The organism is Chrysiogenia bacterium, from assembly GCA_020434085.1.
Lineage (GTDB): Bacteria > JAGRBM01 > JAGRBM01 > JAGRBM01 > JAGRBM01 > JAGRBM01.
The window spans coordinates 1-5,277 of record JAGRBM010000476.1 but is presented as its reverse complement, the minus strand read 5'-3'; the positions used below and the strand labels follow the sequence as shown (position 1 = coordinate 5,277).

The 5,277-nt window shown below is 64.7% G+C and carries 6 protein-coding genes; 5 read left to right on the top strand and 1 reads right to left on the bottom strand.

The window, feature by feature from the left end:
* The coding region (locus KDH09_16140) for a hypothetical protein (protein MCB0221230.1) at positions 1–553 on the bottom strand (553 nt) is incomplete at its 3' end.
* 2 nt (positions 554–555) lie between these two features.
* On the opposite strand from KDH09_16140, the gene KDH09_16135 reads away from it, so the two are divergent.
* The 5 genes from KDH09_16135 (at position 556) to KDH09_16115 (ending at position 4,993) form a co-directional block, all read left to right on the top strand.
* The gene (locus KDH09_16135) at positions 556–825 is read left to right on the top strand and encodes a hypothetical protein (protein MCB0221229.1); all 270 of its coding nucleotides are present in this window, start codon (positions 556–558) and stop codon (positions 823–825) included.
* A gap of 85 nt (positions 826–910) precedes the next feature.
* On the top strand, positions 911–1,741 hold the full coding sequence (locus KDH09_16130; GenBank protein ID MCB0221228.1) for a DUF692 domain-containing protein: 831 nt from the start codon (positions 911–913) through the stop codon (positions 1,739–1,741).
* Positions 1,734–2,561, top strand: a complete 828-nt coding sequence (locus KDH09_16125; protein MCB0221227.1) for a putative DNA-binding domain-containing protein — start codon at positions 1,734–1,736, stop codon at positions 2,559–2,561. Before KDH09_16130 ends, KDH09_16125 begins: the two co-directional genes overlap by 8 nt.
* Before the next feature lie 131 nt (positions 2,562–2,692).
* A complete protein-coding gene (locus KDH09_16120; GenBank protein MCB0221226.1) occupies positions 2,693–3,436 on the top strand; it encodes a TVP38/TMEM64 family protein in 744 nt (247 codons plus the stop codon).
* Between the two features lie 39 nt (positions 3,437–3,475).
* Positions 3,476–4,993 carry a mercuric reductase gene (locus tag KDH09_16115; protein MCB0221225.1) on the top strand — a complete coding sequence of 506 codons (1,518 nt, stop codon included), beginning with the start codon at positions 3,476–3,478 and terminating at the stop codon, positions 4,991–4,993.
* Positions 4,994–5,277 lie beyond the last annotated feature (284 nt).

The window sequence follows — 5,277 nt, the reverse complement described above, 5'->3', positions numbered from 1 at the left end:
CCTGATCGGGCGCGTTCGGCCCTATGCTGAACACCAACGCCCCGGCCGGGCCGCTTGCCTTGCTCCACGTGCCCGTACCTGTAGCCGCTACCGCATTGCTGGGGTAAACCAGGCTGCCACAGATATCAAACACCGGGCCTGCATTGGCCTCGTCTGCATCCGCCACTGGCTGTACATCGTTCCTGATCACCACGTCATCGGTGCTGGGTGCACATAGCTGCAACGGTGCAACGGAAGAGGCCAAACCGGAGAACTCCTGCAGCGGCGCGAACTCCTGCAACGGTGCCGAGGCTGCCCCCGAGGGCGAATCCTCGGGCAACAGCTGCAAGGGTGCCAATAGCTGCAACTCCTGAGTCGCAGCTTGCTGAAATGCAGTGACCGGGGGGCTTCTTTTGAAGCCCCCTTTCACTTTCAGGCCAAACAGCCGGCGGCGCTTGAAAACCCCCGCCACCTGTGCGGAAAATATCCCGGTCCGAGGCAAAGAAAGATCAACCCCCGGTGTCTGCGTGGTGAAGGCGCGTGATACCACCAACCAGTCGTAGAGAGGGATCACAGATGAACAAGCCACTCAAGGGAGCACTCATTGCCGCCGCTGCCGCCGGATTTTTCGGCGCGGCCGTCACCGCGCACGCCGCCTCCGGCGTCGCCCCGCTCGAGGATTCCGACGCACCGGTCAAGTGCCAGGGCATCAACTCCTGCAAGGGCGAAAGCGCCTGCGCCGCCGCCGATCATTCCTGCCACGGCAAGAATGAATGCAAGGGCAAGGGCTGGATCATGGCCCCCGCGCACGAGTGCAAGGAAAAGGGCGGCACGGTTCTCGAGTAACCGCGCGCCACATCAAGTTCTTCGGGCGGGCGCTCCACCGGCAAGCGGCGATGGAGCGCCCGCTCCCTTTGAGGACCCAGGCATCATGTGGAAACGACAGGATCTCGGACACGGCGTTGGGCTTCGCAACGTCCACTACAGCCACCTGCTGGAGCACGATCCGGACGGGGTGAGCTGGTTCGAGGTCATTTCCGAAAACTTTATCGAGCCCGGCGGTCGCCCCTGGGCCGTGCTGGAGAAAATGCGCGCGGCAGTCCCAGTGGTTTGCCACGGCGTCTCGCTGGGTATCGGCGGGACCGACCCGCTCAACGAGCGCTACCTGCAACGGCTGGAAACCCTCATCGAAAGGCTCGAACCGGCCTGGGTTTCCGATCATCTGTGCTGGGGCGGCATCGAGGGGAAGTACGCCCACGACCTGCTGCCCCTTCCCTATAACGAAGACACCCTTCGCCATGTGTGCGAGCGTGTCGATCAGGTACAGCAGCGCCTCGGGCGCCAGTTCATGCTGGAGAATGTTTCGAGCTACGTGACTTACGAAACCAGCGACATGCCCGAGTGGGAATTTCTTGCCGAAATCTCCAAACGCACCGACTGCGGCATTCTGCTCGACGTGAACAACATCTACGTGAGCTCGGTCAACCACGACTTCTCGCCCGAGCTCTACATCGACGCCATCCCGCCCGAACAGGTCGGCCAGTTCCACCTGGCCGGGCACACGCCCAAGGACGGGTGGATTCTCGACTCCCACGTGGGGCCGGTGCCCGATCCCGTCTGGAAACTCTACGAGCGCGCGGTGCGGCGCTTCGGGAAAGTCCCGGCGCTCATCGAATGGGACGAGGAAATCCCCGAGTGGGAAGAGCTCATCGCCGAATCCAAACGCGCGGCCAAGATCGAAGCGGGGATTCTCGGTGAGTAACTCCCTCGAAGAAACCCAGCGTCAGGTCTTCGCCCTGATCACCGCGCCCGGCGGCGTTGCGCGTGCCATCGAGGAGCTGCGCGCGGGCAACCCCGCCACCGGCCCGCTCAACGCGCTCATTCGCGGCGCCACGCCGGAGATCGCGGCCGACCGCCTCCAGCGCTACGCCGACATGTATTACTATCGGCTGCTCGACATCCTGCGAAACGACTACCGCGGGCTGCTCGCACTGGTCGGCGACAAAACCTTCGCCCAGCTCACCCGTGACTACCTTGTGGCGCATCCCTCGACCTCACCTTCGGTGCGCGATGTGGGCATGCACGTGGCCGACTTCCTGAAGACCTACGCGCCGATCATTGAGCCCTTTCCCTTCGCCGCCGATCTCGCGACACTCGAGCGCACCCGCGACGAGGTCTTCGATCGCGCAGCGGCAACGCCGCTCACCAGCGATGATCTCGCGGCCATCGCGCCCGAGCAGTGGGCAGAGCTGACGTTCCGCCCCGTGCCCGCTGCGCGGCTCATCGATCTGGAGTGGCCGGTCACCGACCTGTGGCGCCCGCTCATCTGGGACGAGGGCGAGGTCCCGGAGATCACCCCTGCCCCGACCTGCGTGCTGGTCTGGCGGCGCGAGTTCAAGGTCTGGCACCGCCTGGTGAGCGCCGAGGAACAGCCTCGCCTTCGCCAGCTCTTTGCCGGAGCGTCCTTCGCGCAGATCTGCGAGAGCTTTGCAGGTGCCGAAGACCACATCGAGGCTGCAGCCCAGCACGCGGCGCAGGCCCTGGCCGGCTGGGTGGGCGAAGAACTCCTCTTACTTGCCTGATTTTATATATTGCAGTATACCTGCAATTCAGAGAAGCCTGGAATACCCGGGCCCCCTTCTCTGGTAGTCTCAATACAGCTTCGTTTCACCGCAAAAACCGCGCTTCCTGCAAGAGCGCGAAGGGAGACCAGATGAGCGAACAGGCCGCAAGCGCCTCCGATCCAGCCGCCCCGCAGGAGTCCAGATCCCCGGTGCTCAAGCTGGTGATCCTGGCGGTAGTTGTTGTCGGCCTCGTCCTGGGCGGGCGCCAGGCGGCAGGCTACCTCGTCAACGTTGCCGAGTGGGTCAAGAGTTTTGGCGCGTGGAGCGCGGCTGTCTTTGCCGCCGTCTATGCCCTCGCCGCGGTCGCCTTCGTGCCAGGCTCGCTGCTCACGCTGGCGGGTGGGATCATCTTCGGAGTGGTGCAGGGCTCGATCGTCGTCTATGTCGGCGCCACCGTGGGCGCGACGCTGGCCTTCCTGATCGCGCGACATTTTGCGCGCCGCTGGGTCGCGGCAAAGGTCGAGGGCGATCCCAAGTTTGCCGCCATCGACCGCGCCATCGGCGACAACGGTTTGAAGATCGCATTCCTGCTACGCCTCTCCCCGGCCTTTCCCTTCAACCTGCTCAACTACGCGCTGGGCCTCACCAAGGTGAGCCTGCGCGATTACGTCATTGCCCACCTGGGCATGATTCCCGGCACGGTGCTCTACGTCTACGGCGGCGCCGCCATCGGCGACCTTGCCGCACTCGCCGGCGGTCAGGCACCAGAGCGTAGCATGGCCTCGAACATCCTCTTCGGCGTGGGCCTTGTCGCGACTCTCGTCGTCACCGTTTTGATCACCCGCATCGCCCGCCGCGCGCTCTCCGAAGCCGCCGGCGAAGAAGTGGCCTGAGCGGCGCCCTGGATTTCTCCAACTCCGAAAGGACTCCCCATGAGCGAGCCCATCAGCTTCCTTCCCGATGACGAGCACAACCGCGCCCTGATCGCCAACGTCCATCCAGGTGACTGGCAGAACCCCACCGCAAAGGATCGCTACCACCTGGTGGTGGTCGGCGCCGGGACGGCAGGGCTCATCTGCGCGGCGGGCGCGGCGGGCCTTGGCGCGAAGGTCGCGCTGGTCGAGCGCCATCTCATGGGCGGCGACTGTCTCAACGTGGGCTGCGTTCCTTCCAAGGGCGTCATCGGCGCGGCGCGTTCCTGGAAGGCAGCGCGCGAGTCGAAGGAAATCTTCGGCGGCCCGGCCGTATCGGGCGAAGGAGACTTCGCCGCAGCGATGGAGCGCATGCGCCGCCTTCGCGCCGGGATTTCCCACGTCGACGGCGCGCAGCGCTTCACTGACCTGGGTGTGGACGTCTTTCTGGGACAGGGCAGTTTCACCGGCCCCAATACCGTCGAAGTGGACGGCCAGAAGCTGAACTTCCGCCGCGCGGTCATCGCCACGGGCGCGCGCGCCAGCGCACCGCCGATTCCGGGGCTCGCCGACGTGGACTACCTCACCAACGAAACGGTCTTCGGACTCACCGAGCTGCCCGAACACCTTCTGGTGATCGGCGCCGGACCCATCGGGTGCGAGATGGCGCAGTCCTTCGCCCGCTTCGGCGCGAAGGTGACGATCCTCGACATCGCCGAGAAGATCCTTCCGCGCGAAGACGCCGACGCCGCCGCCGTGGTGCATGCGGCAATGGCCCGCGACGGCGTGGAATACATCGGCGGCGCAAAGCTCACGCAGATCGAGCAGGAGTCGGGGCAGCGCATCATCCACTTCGAGAGAGGCGGCAAGAGCGAGCGCGTGAGCGGCGACCAGCTCCTCGTCGCGGTGGGACGCGCGCCCAACACTGACGGGCTGGGGCTCGAAAAAGCCGGAGTCGCCCACGACAAACTGGGCGTCACCGTCGATGACCGGCTGCGCACCACCAACAAGAAGATCTATGCCTGTGGGGACATCTGCTCGGAGTACAAGTTCACCCACGCTGCCGACGCGCAGGCGCGCATCGTCATCGCCAACGCCCTGTTCTTCGGGCGCGGCAAGGCCAGCAAGCTCGTCATGCCGTGGGCAACCTACACGAGCCCCGAGATCGCCCACGTGGGCCTCTACGAAGAGGATGCAATCAAGGCCGGCTACAAGGTGAAGACACTCACCATCGGTATGGACGACGTCGATCGCGCCAGGCTCGACGGACAGGCCGAAGGTTTCCTGCGCCTGCATTTAAAGGAAGGCACCGACCAGATCCTGGGTGCCACGCTTGTCGCCGAGCACGCCGGCGACATGATCGGTGAGCTGGCCCTGGCGATCACCCACAAGATCGGCCTGTCAAAGATCGCCACGACCATCCACCCCTATCCCACCCAGGGCGAAGTGATGAAGAAAGCCGCCGACACATTAAACCGTGAGCGGCTGACCCCCACGGCGAAGAAGGTCTTCGAGGTCTTCTTCAAGCTCTTCAAGTAGTTTTTCCCGTCATCCCGAGCGCAGCCGAGGGATCTCGCAAGCGCCCGGCTACGCAGACTTGCCGGTGCCGCTCTGCGACGTCTAGATTCCTCCACTCCGCTTCGCTCCGGTCGGAATGACGAGGGAGGCTACCCGAACAGTTCCATCTGCGAGCGAGGGCGCTGAAAAGCTACGCGGGTCGCGGCGAATTCGTCTTCACCCTCGACCGTGACGTTGAGCCCGTGGCGGCGACAGTTCAGCGCGAACATCTCCTCGGTCGCTTTCCAGCGGTTGCTCAGCCCCGT

Excerpts from the sequence above, each read along its gene's own strand:
- KDH09_16135 (MCB0221229.1), top strand. The coding sequence starts at position 556 with ATGAACAAGCCACTCAAGGGAGCACTCATTGCCGCCGCTGCCGCCGGA.
- KDH09_16130 (MCB0221228.1), top strand. The coding sequence starts at position 911 with ATGTGGAAACGACAGGATCTCGGACACGGCGTTGGGCTTCGCAACGTC.
- KDH09_16120 (MCB0221226.1), top strand. The coding sequence starts at position 2,693 with ATGAGCGAACAGGCCGCAAGCGCCTCCGATCCAGCCGCCCCGCAGGAG.
- KDH09_16115 (MCB0221225.1), top strand. The coding sequence starts at position 3,476 with ATGAGCGAGCCCATCAGCTTCCTTCCCGATGACGAGCACAACCGCGCC.